The 19,612-nt window shown below is 69.8% G+C and carries 15 protein-coding genes; 8 read left to right on the forward strand and 7 right to left on the reverse strand.

The window, feature by feature from the left end; all coding sequences use genetic code 11:
• Nucleotides 1-32 precede the first annotated feature (32 nt).
• On the forward strand, nucleotides 33-1,178 hold the full coding sequence (locus OG972_RS24880; RefSeq protein ID WP_266984919.1) for a dipeptidase: 1,146 nt from the start codon (nucleotides 33-35) through the stop codon (nucleotides 1,176-1,178).
• Between the two features lie 18 nt (nucleotides 1,179-1,196).
• Here OG972_RS24880 and OG972_RS24885 read toward each other — a convergent pair whose 3' ends face one another.
• Nucleotides 1,197-2,540 (reverse strand): UDP-glucose/GDP-mannose dehydrogenase family protein, encoded by a 1,344-nt coding sequence (locus OG972_RS24885; protein ID WP_266984921.1) that lies wholly within the window; start codon nucleotides 2,538-2,540, stop codon nucleotides 1,197-1,199.
• Between the two features lie 189 nt (nucleotides 2,541-2,729).
• On the opposite strand from OG972_RS24885, the gene OG972_RS24890 reads away from it, so the two are divergent.
• Together OG972_RS24890 and OG972_RS24895 are read left to right on the forward strand one after the other, a co-directional pair.
• Nucleotides 2,730-3,887 (forward strand): acyl-CoA dehydrogenase, encoded by a 1,158-nt coding sequence (locus tag OG972_RS24890; protein WP_266984923.1) that lies wholly within the window; start codon nucleotides 2,730-2,732, stop codon nucleotides 3,885-3,887.
• A 306-nt stretch (nucleotides 3,888-4,193) separates the two neighbouring features.
• Nucleotides 4,194-4,673: a hypothetical protein gene (locus tag OG972_RS24895; protein ID WP_266984925.1), complete on the forward strand. Its 480-nt coding sequence runs from the start codon at nucleotides 4,194-4,196 to the stop codon at nucleotides 4,671-4,673.
• Between the two features lie 313 nt (nucleotides 4,674-4,986).
• Here the strand turns inward: OG972_RS24895 and OG972_RS24900 are convergent, their stop codons facing one another.
• Nucleotides 4,987-6,282, reverse strand: a complete 1,296-nt coding sequence (locus OG972_RS24900; protein ID WP_266984927.1) for an LCP family protein — start codon at nucleotides 6,280-6,282, stop codon at nucleotides 4,987-4,989.
• A 120-nt stretch (nucleotides 6,283-6,402) separates the two neighbouring features.
• Between OG972_RS24900 and OG972_RS24905 the strand changes: the two genes are divergently transcribed.
• On the forward strand, nucleotides 6,403-6,951 hold the full coding sequence (locus tag OG972_RS24905) for an acyl-CoA thioesterase (protein ID WP_266984929.1): 549 nt from the start codon (nucleotides 6,403-6,405) through the stop codon (nucleotides 6,949-6,951).
• Between the two features lie 66 nt (nucleotides 6,952-7,017).
• Here OG972_RS24905 and OG972_RS24910 read toward each other — a convergent pair whose 3' ends face one another.
• The gene (locus OG972_RS24910) at nucleotides 7,018-8,379 is read right to left on the reverse strand and encodes an LCP family protein (RefSeq protein WP_266984931.1); all 1,362 of its coding nucleotides are present in this window, start codon (nucleotides 8,377-8,379) and stop codon (nucleotides 7,018-7,020) included.
• Nucleotides 8,380-8,653: 274 nt separating this feature from the next.
• Here OG972_RS24910 and OG972_RS24915 point away from each other — a divergent pair, with 274 nt between their 5' ends.
• Nucleotides 8,654-9,676: a glycosyltransferase family 2 protein gene (locus tag OG972_RS24915; protein ID WP_266984934.1), complete on the forward strand. Its 1,023-nt coding sequence runs from the start codon at nucleotides 8,654-8,656 to the stop codon at nucleotides 9,674-9,676.
• Nucleotides 9,677-9,811: 135 nt separating this feature from the next.
• Here the strand turns inward: OG972_RS24915 and OG972_RS24920 are convergent, their stop codons facing one another.
• The 4 genes from OG972_RS24920 to OG972_RS24935 all read right to left on the reverse strand — a co-directional run bounded on the left by OG972_RS24920 (nucleotide 9,812) and on the right by OG972_RS24935 (nucleotide 15,796).
• A complete protein-coding gene (locus OG972_RS24920) occupies nucleotides 9,812-11,512 on the reverse strand; it encodes an LCP family protein (RefSeq protein ID WP_266984936.1) in 1,701 nt (566 codons plus the stop codon).
• A 49-nt stretch (nucleotides 11,513-11,561) separates the two neighbouring features.
• Nucleotides 11,562-13,337: an LCP family protein gene (locus OG972_RS24925; protein WP_266984938.1), complete on the reverse strand. Its 1,776-nt coding sequence runs from the start codon at nucleotides 13,335-13,337 to the stop codon at nucleotides 11,562-11,564.
• Nucleotides 13,338-13,560: 223 nt separating this feature from the next.
• The gene (locus OG972_RS24930) at nucleotides 13,561-14,841 is read right to left on the reverse strand and encodes an LCP family protein (protein WP_266984940.1); all 1,281 of its coding nucleotides are present in this window, start codon (nucleotides 14,839-14,841) and stop codon (nucleotides 13,561-13,563) included.
• A 202-nt stretch (nucleotides 14,842-15,043) separates the two neighbouring features.
• Entirely contained in the window at nucleotides 15,044-15,796 is a 753-nt protein-coding gene (locus OG972_RS24935; protein ID WP_266984942.1) for a TIGR03089 family protein, read from the reverse strand.
• Nucleotides 15,797-15,934: 138 nt separating this feature from the next.
• Between OG972_RS24935 and OG972_RS24940 the strand changes: the two genes are divergently transcribed.
• The 3 genes from OG972_RS24940 (at nucleotide 15,935) to OG972_RS24950 (ending at nucleotide 19,543) form a co-directional block, all read left to right on the forward strand.
• The gene (locus OG972_RS24940) at nucleotides 15,935-17,281 is read left to right on the forward strand and encodes a peptidoglycan recognition protein (RefSeq protein WP_266984944.1); all 1,347 of its coding nucleotides are present in this window, start codon (nucleotides 15,935-15,937) and stop codon (nucleotides 17,279-17,281) included.
• Between the two features lie 113 nt (nucleotides 17,282-17,394).
• The gene (locus OG972_RS24945; protein WP_266984946.1) at nucleotides 17,395-18,486 is read left to right on the forward strand and encodes an NDP-sugar synthase; all 1,092 of its coding nucleotides are present in this window, start codon (nucleotides 17,395-17,397) and stop codon (nucleotides 18,484-18,486) included.
• A gap of 58 nt (nucleotides 18,487-18,544) precedes the next feature.
• On the forward strand, nucleotides 18,545-19,543 hold the full coding sequence (locus OG972_RS24950) for a DNA-3-methyladenine glycosylase (RefSeq protein WP_266984948.1): 999 nt from the start codon (nucleotides 18,545-18,547) through the stop codon (nucleotides 19,541-19,543).
• The last annotated feature ends 69 nt before the right edge of the window (nucleotides 19,544-19,612 follow it).

The raw sequence follows: 19,612 nt of genomic DNA on the forward strand, positions 1-19,612 counted from the left end.
ACCGTATGGCCGCCGAGTCACGGAGTCATCCCATGGCAGACCTGCAGGACCATGTCGATACCGCCACCGCGATCGGGCAGCTCGACGCGGAATACGCACAGATATCGGCCCCCGCGAGGCCGTCACCGGTTCCGCACCCGGACGCACCGGCCCCACCCGACCCACTGGCCCGCGCCCGCGCGCTCCTTGCCGCGCACCCGGTCGTCGACGGGTTCAACGGCCTCGCCCACGCCGTCCGCTCCATCCCCTGGTGCGACCTCGAACTGGGCGAACGGTCCCTGGACACGGACGTCCCCCGGCTGCGCGCCGGCCGCGTCGGCGCCCAGTTCTGGTCCCTCCAGGTCCCCGCGGACCACGCCGGCGACCGGGCGGTCAGCGCCACCCTCGACCGCATCGACCAGGTCCGCGCCCTCGTCGCCGCATACCCCGAGGCCCTGCGCCCGGCCCACGGAGTCGGGGAGATGACCGACGCCCGCAACTGCGGTCGCGTCGCCGCGCTGCTCGGCCCCGTCTCCGGCCACGCCCTCGCCGACTCGCTCGGCACCCTGCGTGCGTACCACGCCCTCGGCGTACGGTCGATCACCCTCACCGGCACCAGCTGGACCGGCCGCGGGGGCGGACTCACCCGCTTCGGCCAGGAAGTCGTACGCGAGATGAACCGGCTCGGCATCCTCGTCGACCTCACCGGGGCCTCGCCCGACACCATGCGCCGCGCTCTCGCCGTCGCGAAGGCGCCGGTGATCTTCTCCCACTCCGCGGCCCACGAGCTCACCGACCACCCGTCGAACGTCCCCGACGACGTGCTGCGGATGCTGCGCTCCAACAACGGCCTCTGCATGGTCGGTTTCGCCGCGGACCAGGTCGCCCGCGAGGGGACCGCCTCCCTGCGCGAGGTCGCCGACCATCTGGAGCACGTCCGAGAGGTGGCGGGCCCGGACTGCGTCGGCCTCGGTGCCGGATACGACACGGGGGCGACGCACGCCGACGGTCTCACGGACGTCTCCCGTTACCCGCAGCTGATCGCCGAGCTACTGGAACGGGACTGGTCGGAGTCCGATGTCGCGGCGCTGACCTGGGGGAACGCGGCACGCGTGATGCGTGAGGCCGAATTCGCCTCCCGTGCGGCACAGCTCCGCCGGGCCCCGTCGACGGCCACGATCGGCGAACTCGACCGGTAGGGCGTGTCCGGGGGCGGGTCAGGCGCGGGGCCGGCCCATCGCCCGGTATGTCCAGCCCGCTTCGCGCCACAGTGTGCTGTCCAGCGCGTTGCGGCCGTCGAGGATGATCCGGTGTGCGGCGGCCTCGCCCAGCGCCGCCGGGTCCAGCTCGCGGAACTCGCGCCACTCCGTCAGGTGCAGGACCACGTCCGCGCCGCGCACCGCGTCCAGCGCCGACTCGGCGTACCCGAGCGTCGGGAAGAGCCGACGGGCATTGTCCATGCCCTTCGGGTCGTAGACGGTGACCTGGCCGCCCTGGAGGTGGATCTGCCCGGCGACGTTCAGGGCCGGCGAGTCGCGTACGTCGTCCGAGTCCGGCTTGAACGTCGCACCCAGCACGGCAACCCGCTTGCCGAGGAACGTCTCCCCGCCCACGGCCTCCCGGGCCAGCTCCACCATGTGACCGCGGCGCCGCATGTTGATCGAGTCGACCTCACGGAGGAAGGTCAGCGCCTGGTCCGCGCCCAGCTCACCGGCGCGCGCCATGAACGCCCGGATGTCCTTCGGCAGACACCCGCCGCCGAAGCCGATCCCGGCCCGCAGGAACTTGGATCCGATCCGCTCGTCGTGACCGATCGCCTCGGCCAGCTTCGCCACATCGCCGTCGGCGGCCTCGCAGACCTCCGCCATCGCGTTGATGAAGGAGATCTTGGTCGCCAGGAACGAGTTCGCCGAGGTCTTCACCAGTTCCGCGGTCGGGAAGTCCGTCACCACGAACGGCGACCCCTCCGCGACCGGCACCGCGTACACCTCGCGCAGCACCTTCTCGGACCGCTCGCTCTCCACCCCGACGACGATCCGGTCGGGGTGCAGGGTGTCCTTCACGGCGAAGCCCTCGCGCAGGAACTCCGGGTTCCAGGCCAGCTCCGCATCGGCTCCCACCGGCGCCAGTTCGGCCAGCCGCGCCGCGAGCCGGGCCGCGGAGCCCACCGGCACGGTCGACTTGCCGACGACCAGCGCGGGCCGGGTGAGCTGCGGCGCCAGCGACTCGAAGGCGGAGTCCACGTACGACATGTCGCAGGCGTACTCGCCGTGCTTCTGCGGGGTGTTCACGCAGACGAAGTGCACATCACCGAAGGCACCGACCTCTTCCCACGAGGTGGTGAACCGCAGCCGCCCGGTGGATCCCTCGATGCCCGCGACGTGCTTCTGGAGCAGCTCCTCCAGCCCCGGCTCGTACATCGGGACCCGGCCGCTGCTGAGCATCTCGATCTTCTCGGGCACGACATCGAGCCCGAGCACTTCGAAGCCGAGTTCCGCCATGGCCGCGGCGTGGGTGGCGCCGAGGTAGCCGGTGCCGATCACAGTGATTCTGAGGGCCATGGAGTGCTCCAGAGAGATGCGGACAGACATGCGGTGAACGAGCATAGTCGTGCCTCTGAAGGCCGGGATTTACGGGCCCGGGGGACCCTTGTCGCGAAGCTCACGTGCAGCGCGCATAGGTCTTTGTGGGCCAGGGCACCTAAAATTGGGTTACTTAACGGTAGTTAGCATCCCTGGGGAGTGAGAGTCTTGGCGGGTTCCACCGATTTCGACCTGTACCGTCCGGCCGAGGAGCACGACATGCTCCGCGAGACGGTCCGTGCGCTCGCCGAGGCGAAGATCGCCCCGTTCGCGGCGGCGGTCGACGAGGAGGCCCGCTTCCCGCAGGAGGCGCTGGACGCCCTGGTCGCTTCGGAGCTGCAGGCCGTGCACGTCCCCGAGGAGTACGGCGGCGCCGGTGCCGACGCCCTCGCCACCGTGATCGTGATCGAGGAGGTGGCCCGCGCCTGCGCCTCCTCCTCCCTGATTCCGGCCGTGAACAAGCTCGGCTCGCTCCCGGTGATCCTCTCCGGTTCCGAGGCGCTGAAGAAGAAGTACCTGGGCCCGCTCGCCAAGGGCGACGCGATGTTCTCTTACTGCCTCTCCGAGCCCGACGCGGGCTCCGACGCCGCCGGCATGAAGACCAAGGCCGTCCGGGACGGCGACTTCTGGGTCCTCAACGGCGTCAAGCGCTGGATCACCAACGCGGGCGTCTCCGAGTACTACACGGTGATGGCCGTCACCGACCCGACCAAGCGCTCCAAGGGCATCTCGGCGTTCGTCGTCGAGAAGTCGGACGAGGGCGTCTCCTTCGGCGCCCCGGAGAAGAAGCTCGGCATCAAGGGCTCCCCGACCCGCGAGGTCTACCTCGACAACGTCCGGATACCGGCCGACCGCATGATCGGCGAGGAGGGCACCGGCTTCGCCACGGCCATGAAGACCCTGGACCACACCCGCATCACGATCGCGGCCCAGGCCCTCGGCATCGCGCAGGGCGCCCTCGACTACGCCAAGGGCTACGTCCAGGAGCGCAAGCAGTTCGGCAAGCCGATCGGTGACTTCCAGGGTGTCCAGTTCATGCTCGCCGACATGGCGATGAAGCTGGAGGCGGCCCGCCAGCTCACCTACTCGGCCGCCGCCAAGTCCGAGCGCCTCGACAGCGACCTCACCTTCTTCGGCGCCGCGGCCAAGTGCTTCGCCTCCGATGTCGCGATGGAGATCACCACGGACGCGGTCCAGCTGCTCGGCGGCTACGGCTACACGCGGGACTACCCGGTGGAGCGGATGATGCGCGACGCCAAGATCACGCAGATTTACGAAGGCACGAATCAGGTCCAGCGGATCGTCATGGCGAGGAACCTGCCGTAGCGCTTCGGTTCCAGCTGTGCGAGACGGCCCCCGGCGCCATGCCGGGGGCCGTTTCCGACGGCTTCCAGGAACTCTCGCGGGCGGGCGGTGCTGTTCGGCTGCGGCACCGGCGGGATTCGAACCCGCGGACAGGTAGGGGCAGGATCCGCCCCGGACCCCGTCAGTCGGTGTGAGGGGGGCCTCCCTCACACCGATCGCAATGGGCCGCTCTGCCACGGACCATGTCGGCGCCGTCGCCCGGCGCCCATCGCCGAGACGGGCCGAGGGCGTAGGCGCGCCCCCTTCCGTGGCGTACTTTCCCTGTCCATGAACGACATCGACAGGCTCACCGCGCTGTTCACCGCGCTCGGCGCCGACGACGCCCGGGGCTGGGCGGACTCCGAGGCGGAGGAGAACATCCCACAGCTTGCCCGCTACCGGTTCCTCCGCATGGTCTGGCAGGACATCGACGCCTGGAGCACGGCAGCACCCGACTGGGTCGGGGCGTACGGGGAAGAGGGGTCCGCCGCCGGGGCAGTCGGGCGGGCGCTCCGGCTGGGCCTGACCCACAAGGAGCTGGGTGAGATAGCCCGCGAGGTGGCGAAGGAGACCGCCTTCGGTGTCCTCTACGGCCTCGCCGACCCCACGGACGGCCGGCTTCCGCCGGGGATCGAGGAGCAGCTGCCCGGCTGGTGCCTGGCTGAACTGTCCCCGGCGGGCGAGCCCACGGGGCGGATCCTGGACGCTCTGTACGAGGACCTGGACGAGGTCGACCCCGCCGCACCCCGGGGGCAGGACAGCGCCTGAGCACCGGAGCTCACCCGCCGCCCCTTCCCCGGGTACGGGCGTATGTCAGGCAGGCCGGTGCCGCCCGTCGGCACCGGCGGTACGCGAGGAAGGTGCCGGGCCGACGACGAACCGGCCGCCCGCCGGCACCACTTGGGCGACATGGCCGGCGCCGGTGACGGTATCCGTACCGGGCAGGCAGTCCGGCAGTCCCGGCGCAGCTCGGTCGGGGCGTCGGGGCGTCGGGGCGTCGGGGCTGCCGGGCACCGGGCCGGTTGCTGCGCATGAAGAGGGCCCGGACGGTGAACCGTCCGGGCCCTGCCTTCGGCTGCTGTCAGTTACCGGAGACGGTGACCTTCTCGTCGTTGTTGAGCTGCTCCACCAGTTGCTTGACCTTGGCCTTGTCCCAGACCAGATTCCCGCTCGTGGAGCCGGAGATCGGCATGTTCATGGACGTGCCGTCACCACCCGTGACGCCCTTCATCGCGAAGAACATCTGGCCCAGATCCCACAGCGACATGTCCTTGTCGACGACCAGGGTGTCGAGACCGGCGCCCATCGTCGGGTACAGCTTGAACGGGTTGAGGATCGTGGACGGCGTCGCCGTCTGGCTCGCCAGCGCCGCGAGGAACTTCTGCTGGTTCTTCGTACGGTCCAGGTCGGACGTGAACGCGTGCCGGGTGCGGACGAAGGCGAGGGCCTGCTGGCCGTCGAGGGTCTGCTTGCCCGCCTGGAAGTCGGCGCCGGAGTACTTGTCCTTGAACGCCTTGGGGATGTCGAGCTCCACCCCGCCGATCGCGTCGACGATCTTGGCGAAGCCGCCGAACCCGATCTCGACGTAGTGGTCGATGTGCAGCCCCGTATTGAACTCGACGGTACGGACCAGCAGTTCGGGTCCGTCCTCGGCGTAGGCGGCGTTCAGCTTGGTGAAGCGGCCGCGGCCCGGGTAGAGCTTGCCGGAGTCGGAGCCCTTGTAGGAGGGGATCTCGACGTTCGAGTCACGCGGCAGCGAGACCAGCGTCGGGCCGTTCGAGCCGTCGTGCAGGATCATCATCGAGTCGGTCCGCTTGCCCTCGGCCGAGCCGGTGTGGAGCCTCTTCTTGTCCTCGGCCGTCATGCCCGCGCGGCTGTCGGAGCCGACGATCAGATAGTTGGTGCCGTCGCCCTCGTGCGGTCGCTCGATCACCTTGGAGAGGTCGACCTCACGCTTGAGCTTGGAGTCGGCCCAGAAGTACGTGCCGATGGAGACGGCCAGCACCACGACCACGAGGGTCAGGGTGCCTATCTTTATCCGGCGGCGCCAGTCCGGCGCGGGCCTCCCCTGGACGTAACCGCCGTCACCCCGGCCGCCGCCGTGACCGTTGCCGCCGCCGTAGACGTGGCCCGTGTTGTAACCGCCGTCGTACCCTGCGCTGTCGTCGTAGCCGCCGGAGTACTGCGGTGCCTCGGGCTGACGCTGTCGCGGCGCCGTCGGACGCTGTTGAGGCGGTGCGGGACGCTGCTGAGGCGGCGCGGGGCGCCGCTGGACGTGCCGCATGACGCGGGCGCCCTCGGCCTGGGCGCTGTCACTGCCCCGCCCGTAGCGGTCGTTGCGGTCGTCGTCGGTCCATCCACCGGGCCTGTCGCTCATGCGGTCCAGTGTGCAGTCCGGGCGTGCCGGTATTACAGGGGGAGTGAGATATCGGGCCTGGGCTGTTGCGAAGCTGATGCAATGTCCGAGGCCCAGGGCCCCCCGCATAAGGTGGACGGTATGACAGATCAGGCCCCACGTCCGGAGGGTGACATTCCGGGCAAGCCGACTGCGGCGTCCCGGACCACCCTCAGCCACATCATGACCGGCAACGACACCAATCTGCTGGGCACGGTGCACGGCGGCGTGATCATGAAACTGGTCGACGACGCGGCGGGCGCCGTGGCCGGCCGGCACTCCGGCGGACCCGCGGTCACGGCCTCGATGGACGAGATGGTCTTCCTGGAGCCGGTACGCGTCGGTGACCTTGTTCACGTCCGTGCCCAGGTGAACTGGACCGGTCGTTCCTCGATGGAGGTCGGCGTCCGGGTCATGGCCGAGCGGTGGAACGAGTCGACCCCAGCCCAGCAGGTCGGCAGCGCGTATCTGGTGTTCGCGGCGGTCGACGGGGACGGCAAGCCGCGCCCCGTACCGCAGGTGATCCCCGAGACGGAGCGCGACAAGCGGCGCTACCAGGAGGCGCAGATCCGGCGCACGCACCGGCTGGCCCGGCGTCGCGCGATCAAGGAACTGCGCGAGAAGCGCGTGGCGGACGGCATCGAGGACTGACGGCAGGGCGCCCTCCCCGGCCCCGGGGCGGACCGCCGCCCTGGGCTCCGCCGGCCGGGCGCCTCGCTACGGGCACGTCACCTGGTCGCCCGTGACCGCGGCGAACGCACCCCGGTGCGTGTCCTCGGCCCGTACCCGTTCGACCTTGCTGAAGTCCGTGCCCGTCGTCACCTTCATCGTCGCGCCCTGCCCCTTGACTGCCCGCAGCTCGGCCCCCGGCAGCGCCGCCGCCAGCGACTTCGCCGATCGATCCCACCTCGGGTCGTACTCGACCAGGGTGTGTTTCAGTTCCCGCGCCCCGTCGAGCGGGGCCCGCGTCGTACGGAAACCGGTGGCGCGCAGGGCGTCGTCGGCCGTCCTGCCGAGGCCGTCCATCGGGGTCCCGTTGTAGACCTGGACCCGAATCTGCTGCGGCGCGACATCGACGGTCTTCGCCGGGGCCTGCTTCGGCTGCTTCGCCGCGAGGGGCTTGTCGTCACGCAGCGCCTCGAACAGCTTCGTCGACTTCACCGGATCCCACTTGACCGTCGAGCCGATGCCCTTGACCGGATAGGAGGGATCGCTGACCGGTACGGAGGTGAACTCGGACGACGCCGCAGTGAAGCCGCGCATCGCTTGGCCGAGGTCCAGCATCTGCTCCGGGCCGAACCCCTCGTCGGCCCGGACCGAATGGAGCATCGTCGAGGCGATCTCCCGGAACTTCACCGGGTTCAGCAGCACACCGCTGCTGGTCGTCTGCTTGATCAGCGACGCGAGGAACCGCTGCTGGCGCTGCATCCGGCCCAGGTCCGCGGCCCCGTCGACATGGCGCGAGCGCACGTACTGGAGCGCCTGCCCGCCGTTCAGCCGGTGGGTGCCCGCGGCGAGATCGAGACCGGTGTACGCGTCCTTCATCGGCCGGACAGTGCAGATCTGCACCCCGCCCAGGGTGTCGACCGTCTTCATGAAGCTGGTGAAGTCGACCTCCAGATAGTGGTCGATCTTGATGCCGGTCATGTCCTCGACGGTCCGTACGGTCAGATTCGGCCCGCCCTCCGCGTAGGCGGCATTCAGCTTCAGCGGGTGGGCGGCATGCTCGGCGCCGGTGTTCCGGTCGCGGTGTTCCGGGATCTCGGCGTAGCTGTCGCGTGGCAGGGAGACGATGCTCGCGCGTTCCTTGTCCGCCGACAGGTGCACCAGCATGATCGTGTCGGTGCAGTGGCAGGGAGCACCGCCCAGCCGGTACTTCTTCTTCTCGTCCGAGGTGATGCTGTCGCGGCCGTCGGTGCCGACGAGCAGCAGATTCGTGCCGTTCCCGGCCCGCGGCCGGTTCTTCATGTCCTTGAACGGGTCGATGCGGTCGATCCCGGTCTCCAGGTTGGCCACCACGGCGTGCCCGATCCCGCCGGCGCCCAGCACCAGCACGGACAGACTGGTCGCGACCCGCACGCCCCAGCGGGGCCTCTCGTCCTGCTTTCTCGACCTGAACTGCGGGGGAGAGGCGCGGGGGCGCGGCGGACGGGGGGAGCGGTGCGGTGTGGGCACGGGGGGACCTCCGCGGTGCAAGGGGGGATCGTTCGCACAGTAGGCCCATACGATCTCCATACCGGGAAGCGACCTTGCGGCGCGCGCCCGCGTCCCCCATTCGCGGTAACGTGGCGGCCGAAACGCCGCCTCCTGGGGTGAGAACCCCCGGCGCCCCCGAGGACCCCCCGAGGACCACATGTCTGCCGCGCAGTACCCCGCCGTCTCCGTGATCATGCCGGTGCTCAATGAGGAACGCCATCTCAGGAACTCCGTCCGGCACATCCTGGAGCAGGAGTACGCCGGCGAGATGGAGGTCGTGATCGCGCTCGGCCCGTCCACGGACCGTACGGACGAGATCGCCGCCGAGCTGGTACGGGAGGACTCCCGGGTCCACACCGTGCCGAACCCGACCGGCCGCACCCCGGCAGCGCTCAACGCCGCGATCAAGGCCTCCTCGCACCCCGTCGTGGTGCGGGTCGACGGCCACGGCATGCTCTCGCCGAACTACATCGCGACGGCCGTCCGCCTCCTGGAGGAGACCGGCGCGCAGAACGTCGGCGGCATCATGCACGCCGAGGGCGAGAACGCCTGGGAGGACGCCGTCGCCGCGGCCATGACATCGAAGATCGGCGTCGGCAACGCGGCCTTCCACACCGGCGGCCAGGCGGGCCCGGCCGAGACCGTCTACCTCGGCGTCTTCCGCCGCGAGGCGCTGGAGAAGGCGGACGGCTACAACGTGGAGTTCATCCGCGCCCAGGACTGGGAACTGAACTTCCGGATCCGCGAGGCGGGCGGGCTGATCTGGTTCTCGCCGGAGCTGAAGGTGCAGTACCGGCCGCGTCCCTCGGTGAAGGCGCTGGCCAAGCAGTACAAGGACTACGGCCGCTGGCGCCATGTCGTCGCCCGCTACCACTCCGGCTCGATCAACCTGCGCTACCTCGCCCCGCCGACCGCCGTCTGCGCGATCGCGGCGGGCCTCGTGGTCGGCGCGGCCGTCACCCCGTGGGCGTTCGTCGTCCCGGCCGGTTATGCCGCCGCCATCGTCGCCGGGTCCCTCCCGGCGGGCAAGGGCCTGTCGCTGAAGGCGCGGGCCCAGATACCGGTGGCGCTGGCCACTATGCACATGTCCTGGGGCTACGGCTTCCTGACCAGCCCGCGTTCGCTGGCGAAGCGGGTCATCGCCAGCCGCCGCCCGGCGGTCGCAGAGCAGGCGGTCTGACCCGGAACGGACATGAACAGGGGCGCCGGCTGTTTCTCCCCGGAGAAACAGCCGGCGCCCCTGTCGTGCGTGGTCGGCCGCTGGTGCCGTGACCGGCAAAGCCTGCCGGTCACGGCACCAGTGCCCCTCCCGGCACTAGAACCGGTACGGCCAGTAGACGTCCATGCAGGCGTCCTTCTCGGACCCGTTGACCGCCTCGGTCCCTTCCAGCGGGTCGTCGTCCCCGGCTGCCTGCTTCGGGTACGTCGCCCCTGTCCGCCAGTCCGAGCCGACCGTGAGAGTCAGCGTGTCGACGTCGGCCGACACCTTGACCGCGCTGGTCGGCAAGGACAGCGCCTCCGCGATCGAGAGCGCATCCGACTTGCCCTGGGCCCCGGAGTCCTTCGGGTACGTCACCGCAGTGGTCAGCGCCGACCCGGGCGAGGTCGAGGCGGTGGCCTTGGTGAAGCCCTTGGACCGGAGGATGTCCTGGACGTCCGCTGCCCGGCCGCCGGTGGCGACCTGACCGTCGGCCGCAGTGCCGTTGACCACCCTGAGGTCGAGAGCGTCGGGCGCGGCCGCGGCCACGGTCGGGCTCTTGTCCTTCGTCCCGGATTTGTTCTTCGTCCCGGACTTCTTGCGGTCCTTCGGGTCGAGCGACTCGTCGTCCCGCAGCAGCGCCCAGAGCTTGTCGGCGGCGACCGGCTTCGGCAGCACGTGGTTGTCGTCCTGCGGATCCGCGATCCGCGGCATGGTCAGCATGTTGATCTTGTCCATCGGTACGTTCTTGAGCTGCATACCGAGATCGAACAGCTTCTTCACCGAGCCGATCTCCTCAGAGACCTGGAGCGACTTGGTCGCCGTCTCGGCGAGATCCATCAGCCGCCCGGTGTCGGTGAACGCGTTCTGGTTCTTCAGCTCACGGATGACCGAATTCAAGTACATGTGCTGGGCCTTGGCCCGGCCGATGTCGCTCTCGAAGGCGTGCCGGGTACGCAGCCACTGCAGCGCCTTCTTGCCCTTGATCTTGTGCGTGCCCTCGGTCAGCTTCAGATAGGAGCCGCCGGGAACCTTGGGCTTGGGGATGTCGTAGACGTTGTCCTTCACGCACACATCGGCGCCGCCCACGGCGTCCGCCATGGCGACCACACCGGCGAAGTCGACCATCACCCAGTGGTCGATGTAGACGCCGGTCAGCTGCTCCCAGGTGTCCAGCGTGCAGCCCGGGCCGCCACGGCCGAGCGACTCGTTGATGAGCGCGTTGGTGGCCTGGTACTCGTGGTCGGTGTCGGGGTCCACGCACTTCGGGATGTCGACGCGCGTATCACGCGGAATGCTGACGACCGAGGCGTTCTTCCGGTCGGCCGATACATGGAGCAGCATCTGCACATCGGCCAGCGGCTTGGCGCCGACGCTCGTCTTCGAGCCGCCGAGCTTCAGATTCTCCTTGGAATTACGACTGTCCGAGCCGATCAGCAAGATGTTCAGCGGGGTCTGACCCGCGGCGTTCGGGGCGGTCTTCTTCGCCGCGCTGTTCCCGGCGCTGCGATGTCCCTTGCGGAGATTGCTGTTCAGGTGCTGGTACCAGAGGTAACCGGCGGTGCCGGTGCCGAGTATGACCAGCGCGAGTACGTACGCGACCCAGCGCAGTATGCGGCGCTTTCCGCGCTTCCCGTGCCGGTGCGACGTGCCGCGGCGACGCCCGCCGTGACCCGGCCTCTCCCGGTCCGCGCCGTCGCCCCGGCCGCCCAGGCCTGCGGCCCGGCCGTCCCTGTGCAGGTCGTCGTCCCAGCCGAGTTGGCCGGCATGCCGGACGCGTGGTCGCGTCCCCTCCCCCGGCGTGCTGCTCCGTCCCACCTGGACCCCCCTGCTGCTCAGACTCGTGGAATGGCGCAGTGACCCGGTGTCACTTCGCGCACTCTGCCTTGGCGGCGTTTGCTAGCGGTATGTCTGCCGGCGCCTTTGCCGGTCCGGTGACGGGCACACCCGCGCCCTTGAAGTCCGCGCCCAGGGTCAGGACCATCGCCTGAAGCCCCTCCGCGTCGGTGGTGCCCTGCTTCAGGGCCGAGCCAGGCAGCCCCATCATGGCGGCCAGTGCGCGGGCCTGGTCCGCCTGGTTGGGGGCGTACTCGAGCGTCGTCTTGGAGATCTTCGCCGGGGCGTTGGCCTTGTTGGTGGACTTGGGCACGCCCTGGTTGTTCTGCAGCCACGCGACCGTCTCCTGCGCGGCACCCGCCCGGTCGCCGCCGTTGAAGACATCGACGCGTACGTCGGCGGCAGCGGCCTTGGTCCCCTTGAGCAGTGCGTCCTGCTTGCTCTTGGCGGCCTTCTTCTGCTTCTTCACCTCGGTCAGCGAGGTGTCCTCACGCATCATCTGGAACAGCGGGTCGGACTTGGCGGTGTTGAGCACCACCGTCGCGTGGACCTTCTCGGCCGGGTTGTCTATCACCGGGACCGTCACGAAGGTGATGTTCTTGGTGTCGACCTTGCTGAGCTCCTTGGCGAGCGACACCAGCTTCGTCCCCGAGCCGATGGCCTTGTCGACCGTGAGCGCCTTGGTCGCCGCGTTCGCCAGCTTGTACAGCTTCGTCGGACTGGTCAGCGTGTCGTCCGACTTCATCTGCCGGATCATCGAGCCGATGAACTGCTGCTGCACCTTGATCCGGTCCAGGTCACTCTGATTGCCGAAGCTGTGCCGGGTCCGTACGAACGCCAGCGCGTCCTCGCCCTGGATCGTGCTCTCACCCTCCGGCAGGTCGAGGTGCGACTTGGGGTCCTTGACCGGGTGGGCCAGGCAGACCTTGACGCCGCCGACCGCCGTGGACAGCTCCTTCACCGCGTTGAAGTCGACCATCATGAAGTGATCGGGCTGTATACCGGTGATCTCCTTGACCGTACGCATGGTGCAGCCCGGGTCGCGCCCGTCCTGGCCGAGGCTGACGTTGAACCGGATGTTCTGCGTCCCCGGAATGACCTTCTTCGTGCCGTCCGGCATCGTGGTTTCGCAGTCCGGGATGTTGGTGATCAGGTCGCGGGGGATGCTCAGCGCCGTCGCGTTGGTCCGGTCCTTGGAGACGTGGAAGAGGATGTTGGTGTCGGCGTGGCCGGTGCTGCCCTTGTCGCCGTACCCCTCATTGCCCTTACCGGTCCGTTTGTCGGTGCCGATGATCAGGATGTTGAGGGGTCCGTCGGAGGTGACGTTCTTGTTTCCGGCGTCACCGATGTCGACAGTGCTGAGGTTGCTGTTGAAGTGCTGGTACAGCGCGTAGGCGCCGATCGAGAGGCCGACGAGCACGAAGGCCATCACGCCGCCCGTCCAGATGAGCGCCTTCCTGCGGCGGGCCTTGGGCTGCTTGCGCTTGCGCCGGCCCGCGGCGTCCGGGCCGGAACCTTCCGGTCCGCGGGGGGCATTGGCCGCGCGGCGGCCACGCTGTGCCGGCACCTCGCGGCGCGGTCCGTTGCCGCGCCCGCCGCCGTCACGCGCACCGCTTCTGCGTTCGCCACTGCCCTCGCGTACCGCACCTGCACGCCGGGAACCGCGCTGCCCCGGTGTGCTCGGCGTGCGGCTCGAATCCCCTCCTGATTGGGGCAGTCGCAATTCGTAATCGCCGGTCTGCGGGTTGAGAACCCACTGGTCTGCGGGATCGATTTCGTCCGCCCGCCCACGGCTTTGCGCATCCACGGTTGCTTGAGTCCTCCGTCGGTGCCACGCGAGGCGCCTCCCCCGACAAGGCGCTCGATCTTTCGCTCCAGCAGTGCGCGACCTGACGGTCGGAAGCACCGGATCGCGTCACACTATCCGCCAAGTTCGGCGTCGAGCGACGGGCGTGACAAATTCCACGGACCTTACAACCGGTCATTCTGCTCATTGCACGCCGATCGTCGACAACTCCTTGGCCATTGCTTTACTGCTTACACAGATCCGCGGCTGCGTTGTTGCCCGAATAGGTGGGTGTCGGGGTCGGACTCGTGGACTCCGAGGCGTGCCCCTCCCCGTTCTTCCTGCGTGCCAGCTCGTCCGCCGGGACCACCGTGACAGGGGCGTCCTGGCGCAGCTGCTTGAAGAGCTTGGCCGCGTCGGGCTGGACGAGTTCGTCCCGGTTCGGGTCGGCGGCATACGGCTGTCGTGGCACGGTCAGGAACTGCACCTTGTCGGTCGGTACGTTGCGCACGCCGCGCACCAGCGCGTACAGGTCCTTGAGGCTGTCCAGGCCGGGGTCCGTGGTCAGCGACTTGGTGGCCGCGTCCAGCACCGGATAGAGGCGGGTCGGGTTGAGCAGGACGCCGTCGCTCTGCATCTTGTTCACCAGTGCGCCGAGGAACCGTTGCTGGCGGTCCATCCGGTCGGTGTCGCTCCCGTTGCCGAGGGACTTGCGGGCCCGTACGTAACCCAGTGCCTCCTCGCCGTCGAGTTTCTGGCGTCCCGCGCGCAGCTTCAGATGCGCGTCGGGGTCGTCGATCGGTTCCTTGAGGCAGACCTCGACACCGTCCACCGCGTCGACCATGTCCTTGAAGCCGTTGAAGTCGACGACCATGTAGTGGTCTATGCGGATGCCTGTCATCCGCTCGACCGTACGGATCGTGCAGGCGGTGCCGCCGAACTCGAAGGCCCAGTTGAACTGGGCGAATTGCTTATGGGTCCGCTTCCCGTCCGATGTGCGGCAGCTGGGGATATCCGTCATCAGATCGCGCGGGAGGGACATCGCGGTGGCGCTCTTCCGGTCCGCGGGGAGATGCAGCAGGATCGTGGTGTCCGAGCGCTGGCTGCCGCCGTAGTCGCGGCCGTACTCCCGGTTGTCACCGGCGCGGCTGTCGGAGCCGATGAGCAGGATGTTCTCCGCGTCGTGCACGACGGACGCGGGGCGCTCCTTCTCGTACGCGCGCAGTTCGGCGGCCGCGGACGTGTCCGTCCTGATATTGCTGTCGAGCTTCTTGTACAACCACCAGCCGACGCCCGCGGCCACCAGGACGAGGAACGAGGCGGCGAGCGCGGCCCAGCGCATCCAGCGGTGCCTGCGCCGGGCGGGGGCGGCGTCGTCCCACCACCGCACACGGGAGGCTTCCCCGTCCGGCCCCTCCTGCGAGTTGTCCTGAGGCCCGTCCTGCGACCCGCCCCTCGACGCGACCTCGTCCTTGTCCGCGGCCGAGCGGTCGGGGTCCGGCGGCGTGCCGGCGCTTTCGGTCACGTCTGCGTCCATCCTTCACGTTCGGCAGCGCGCTGGGCCGCCGGTCGCAGGAGTAGACGGCTGAACCCCACGCTTGGTTGTGCCTCGGGGGAGTCCGGCCATGATCCGCCGGACCTGTACCGCCGATGATGTACCGGAGTTGATCCGCAGGCCCGGGGGCTCGGCCCGCTGTCGGCCGGACGAGTGGCCCTCAGGGCGCTTGTCATGCTGCGGTGTTGGTGACCCGCTCACTCTCGATGCGCTTGGCGAGCCCGTCCTCGTCCAGCCGGTCCAGGTGCCGGCACAGCACCACCGAGCCCCCGGTGGCCAGCGGTGCGTACAGCCCGGCGCTGAGTCCCTCCCAGGTGTCGTAGGAGTGCCCCGTCAGCAGCCGCGACCCGGGCGCCAGACCCCGCTCCGCAGCGTCCTCGCGGGCGCGCGCGACCAGTTGCGTCGACGTCAGCGTGACACCGTCGACGGTCAGCGCGGGCGCGTCCGGGTCCACCGGTGCGAACGGCGCGAACCGGTCGCCCTGGCTCGGCACCTCCACGGCATAGTCCGCGAAGCCCTGGGGCGGCTGCGGGAACCGTCCGCCCAGCGGACGCAGGGCCAGAGCGATGCGCTCGCCGCGGCAGGCGCGCGCCGCGTCGAGCGTGTCCGGACCGGTCACGACGAGGTCGGCGGCGGCGGGGTCACCCTGCACATCGGCGACGACTCCGACCGAGGAACAGGCGAGCAGCCAGACCGCGGACTGCCAGTGCGCGGGCAGCAGGAGGGCGAGACGGTCGCCGGGTTCCGCGGCCAGGTCGCCCTGCAGCAGATTGGCTGTCTTGGCCACCCAATTGGCGAAGGTGGCCACCGACAGTTCGACCCGTTCTCCGGTGGCGTCGTCGTAGAAAGTGACCATGGGGCGGGCCGGGTCCGCGGCGAGCGCGGAACGCAGCAGGTCGGCAGGGGTGCGGTCGCTGGCGTTCATCCGCGCAAGGGTACGCGGCGACGCCGGACGGGACCGGGCGCCACAGGTGTCGCATACACCGGTTCGGCAGACGGCTCGTCAATTGGGGGGAGATATCCCGGTAGCCGGAGTTATTGGATTGTGCCCAGGATCGTTCGTATGCGTGCCTTCATTGCATCCGCCATTGGTGTCACCTGCTCGGCAGCCCTCGTACTGCCGCTCGCCGCGCCCGCGGGCGCCGCCCCCGACACCACCGTCACCGCAAAGACCGAGACCGCCGACCCCACCGAGGTGTCCGGGTCGACCCAGTCCCTGCCACTTGCTCCGCTGCCCGCCGCGTCGACGCGGACGACCGGCGCCCCCACCGAGGGGGCGGCCACCGTCGAACGAGGCCTGCCCCGACGCGACGTCCACCCCTTCTCCCTGGTCGGTGTCGTCTGGGACGACGCCGACGTGGAACTCAACGGCACCGTCCAGGTCCGCACCCGCGCCACCGGCACCACCCACTGGTCGGACTGGCAGGAGCTGGAGACCCACAACGCCGAGCACGGCGCCGACCCCGGCACCGCCGAGCGCGACTCCGGGACCGTCCGCGGCTCCACCGCTCCGCTCTGGGTCGGCGACTCCGACGGCGTCGAGGTCCGGGTGAGCCCCGAAGTGACCGACGTACGGGACGGGGGCAGCGGCGCCAGCGTCCCGCTGCCCGACGGGTTGCGGCTCGAACTCGTCGACCCGGGCAAGGACCCTCAACAACTCCCCGCAGCCGGCCCGGGAGCCGCAGCCGACGGCGGGGACAGTCGTGCCCCGTCCTCCGAAGCCCTGGTTCTCCCCGCGCTGAGCAAGGCGCAGACCGAGGCCGAGAGCGAGGCCGAGGACGACGTCGCCCCCGGCGCCAAGCCGTACATCGGCCCCCGCCCGAGCATCATCACCCGCAAGGGCTGGGGCGCCGACGAGAAGCTCCGCGAGAGCGCCTTCGTGTACACGAACTCCGTCAAGGCCGCCTTCATCCACCACACCGCCACGGGCAACAGCTACACGTGTTCGCAAGCGGCCTCGGTCCTTCGCGGTATCTACCGCTACCACGTCACGAGCAGCGGCTGGCGCGACATCGGCTACAACTTCGCCGTCGACAAGTGCGGAAATATCTACGAAGGACGCGCCGGAGGCGTGACGAAGGCCGTCCAGGGCGCGCACACTCTCGGTTTCAACGCCGACAGCATGGGCATTGCGGTGCTCGGAACCTTCACCACGTCCAAGCCGCCCACCGCGGTGGTGGACGCCGTCGCCAAGCTCACCGCCTGGAAGCTCGGTCTGTTCGGCGCCGACCCCAGTGGCAGCACCACGCTCGTCTCCGGCGGCGGCAACCGGTTCAAGAAGGGAGCGAAGGTCAAACTCAAGGTCATCTCCGGTCATCGGGACGGCTTCGTCACCGAATGCCCGGGAGCACGCCTCTACGAGAAGCTCGGCACGGCCCGGACCGGCTCCGCCCGTCTGCAAGGCCGCTGACGACCCGCCGCTGCGGACTGCTGCGGGGCTGCCGGACGGTGATGAACCGACCGGTCTGCATACACTGGCCAGCCAAAACCAGGCCCGGCCCCAGCAGGAAGCAGAGACGTGCCGTGACAGAGGCAAAAGAAGCGATTCTCCTGGTCGGTGGCAAGGGCACCCGACTGCGCCCGCTCACGGTGCACACTCCGAAGCCCATGGTTCCGGCGGCAGGTGTCCCGTTCCTCATGCACCAACTGGCGCGGGCGCGGGCCGCCGGGGTCGAGCACATCGTGCTCGCGACCTCGTACCTGGCGGAGGTCTTCGAACCGTACTTCGGCGACGGCTCGTCGCTCGGCCTGCACATCGAGTACGTCACCGAACGCGAACCGCTCGGCACCGGCGGAGCCATCCGCAACGTGGCGTCCCGTCTCACCTCGGGCCCGGACGAACCCGTGCTCATCTTCAACGGCGACATCCTCACCGGCCTCGATATCCGGGCGCTGGTCACCTCGCACGCCACCTCCGGCGCGGATGTCTCGCTCCACCTCACCCGGGTCGAGGACCCCCGCGCCTTCGGACTGGTACCGACGGACTCCACGGGCAGGGTCACCGCGTTCCTGGAGAAGCCGCAGACGCCCGAGGAGATCGTCACCGACCAGATCAACGCCGGGGCGTACATCTTCCGCCGCTCGGTCATCGACACGATCCCGGCCGACCGACCGGTCTCCGTGGAACGCGAGACCTTCCCCGGACTACTCGCCTCCGGCGCGCACCTCCAGGGCATGGTCGACTCCACGTACTGGCTGGACCTCGGCACGCCGCAGGCATTCGTACGCGGCTCCGCCGACCTGGTCCTCGGCCGCGCCCCGTCCCCGGCCGTCCCCGGCCGATGCGGCGACCGGCTCGTCCTGCCGACCGCATCCGTCGCCGCCGACGCCAAACTCACCGGCGGTACGGTCATCTGCGAGGACGCCCTGATCGGCGAGGCCGCCCGGATCGACGGCTCCGCGGTACTGGCCGGAGCGGTCGTCGAACCCGGCGCTGTGATCACGGACTCCCTGGTCGGAGCGGGTGCGCGGATCGGCAGCCGGACGGTCCTGGTGGGCGCCGTCATCGGCGACGGCGCCCACGTCGGCGCCGACAACGAACTGCGTGACGGCGTCCGCGTCTGGTGCGGTGCGGTCCTGCCGGACGCGTCGGTCCGTTTCTCGTCGGACGAATGACGGGCGCGCTGCGGCGCGTACCCTCGATAGGCACCCCCGACGACCGAGGACCTCACCCGTGGCAGGACGATTCGCTCCCCGCAACGCCCCGCGCACGCCCGTCCCACGCCAGGTGCCGACCGGTCCGGCACCGGAGGCGCTGACCCGGGACTGGACCCCGCCGGGCCCGCTCGACCTGCGCCTCGTCCTCGGCCCGCTGCGCCGCGGCCCCGCCGACCCCACGTTCCGCATCGACCGGGACGGCTCGGTCTGGCGGGCCACCCGCACCCCGGCAGGCCCCGGCACGCTCCACATCATCGACCGGGGCGGCCGGATCGAGGCGACGGCCTGGGGCCCCGGCGCGTCCTGGCTGCTGGACCAGCTCCCGATCCTGCTCGGCGCGGAGGACGACCCGGAAGCATTCCGCCCCCGCCACCGCCTGGTCGCCGCGGCCCGGCACCGCCGCCCCGGACTGCGCCTGCTGCGCACCGGTCTGGTGCTGGAGTCGTTGATCCCGTCGATTCTGGAACAGAAGGTCACCACCGACGAGGCCTACCGTGCCTGGCGCCTCCTGGTCCGTACGTACGGCACTCCGGCTCCCGGTCCGGCAGCGACCCTCTTCGGCACGCACGGCCTGCACGTCATGCCGGACCCACGCACCTGGTCGCTGATCCCGTCCTGGGAATGGCACCGCGCCGGCGTCGACGCCAAGCGCTCGGCCACGATCCTGCGCGCGGTACGAGTCGCCCGCCGCCTGGAGGAAGCGGCGACAATGCCCCTCCCCGAGGCCACTGCCCGCTTGGAACTGATTCCCGGCATCGGCCCCTGGACCTCGGCGGAAACCCTCCAACGAGCCAACGGCGCCCCCGACGCGGTGACCGTGGGCGACCTCCACCTTCCCGGCATCATCGGGCACGCCCTGGCAGGCAACAGAAACGCCGATGACGCGGAAATGCTGACGCTCCTGACCCCCTACGAGGGCCAGCGCCACCGAGCCACACGCCTCATCCTGCTCTCGGGCCACACCCCGTCCCGCAGGGCTCCGCGCATGACAAGAGGCGACATCGCCCGCCTCTGAGACGTCCTCAAACACCCGACGCGGCCTCGCAGTCCACGATCAGCCGTGTCGCCTTCGAGCCCGTCCGGC

Source organism: Streptomyces sp. NBC_01669, assembly GCF_026339735.1.
In the GTDB taxonomy this organism is placed as follows: Bacteria; Actinomycetota; Actinomycetes; order Streptomycetales; family Streptomycetaceae; genus Streptomyces; species Streptomyces yanii.

Bases quoted from the DNA above. Each gene is read 5' to 3' on its own strand.
- OG972_RS24885 (WP_266984921.1), bottom strand. From the start codon at position 2,540: ATGGCCCTCAGAATCACTGTGATCGGCACCGGCTACCTCGGCGCCACC.
- OG972_RS24895 (WP_266984925.1), top strand. From the start codon at position 4,194: ATGAACGACATCGACAGGCTCACCGCGCTGTTCACCGCGCTCGGCGCC.
- OG972_RS24900 (WP_266984927.1), bottom strand. From the start codon at position 6,282: ATGAGCGACAGGCCCGGTGGATGGACCGACGACGACCGCAACGACCGC.
- OG972_RS24935 (WP_266984942.1), bottom strand. From the start codon at position 15,796: ATGAACGCCAGCGACCGCACCCCTGCCGACCTGCTGCGTTCCGCGCTC.
- OG972_RS24905 (WP_266984929.1), top strand. From the start codon at position 6,403: ATGACAGATCAGGCCCCACGTCCGGAGGGTGACATTCCGGGCAAGCCG.
- OG972_RS24940 (WP_266984944.1), top strand. From the start codon at position 15,935: ATGCGTGCCTTCATTGCATCCGCCATTGGTGTCACCTGCTCGGCAGCC.
- OG972_RS24880 (WP_266984919.1), top strand. From the start codon at position 33: ATGGCAGACCTGCAGGACCATGTCGATACCGCCACCGCGATCGGGCAG.
- OG972_RS24915 (WP_266984934.1), top strand. From the start codon at position 8,654: ATGTCTGCCGCGCAGTACCCCGCCGTCTCCGTGATCATGCCGGTGCTC.